The organism is Streptomyces sp. BE303 (assembly GCF_036290945.1).
Lineage (GTDB): Bacteria > Actinomycetota > Actinomycetes > Streptomycetales > Streptomycetaceae > Kitasatospora.
Map to the genome: position 1 here is coordinate 1 of NZ_JAQYWZ010000391.1, position 302 is coordinate 302.

1 protein-coding gene is annotated in these 302 nt (G+C 74.2%); it reads right to left on the reverse strand.

Annotated features, from left to right (window positions below; genetic code table 11):
• Positions 1-112 precede the first annotated feature (112 nt).
• The coding region (locus tag PUR56_RS06900; protein ID WP_329948259.1) for a hypothetical protein at positions 113-302 on the reverse strand (190 nt) is incomplete at its 5' end.

Below are 302 nucleotides of genomic sequence, written 5' to 3' on the forward strand. Positions count from 1 at the left end.
CACCGGCCAGCACCGGACCGAGCCGGGCGACCGCCCTTGCGTCGAGGGTCTCCGGCAGCTCCAGCAGTCCGCCCAGGAGCTCCGGGTGATCGAGTCAGACCACGCGGCCCATTCACCACTTCGCCGCCTGCAAGACGTTCGGCGCGCCGTACGCCCGGCAGACGGACACCGCGCCCCGGGTCGACAACCACAGCGGCGCACCGCCCGCGACCTCGGCCGATGCCTGGACGACGGCCAGTGCGCCCGCGAGGGACACGGCCGGGAGCACGAGGATGCCTGCGGGCTCCAGCTCACGCAGACGC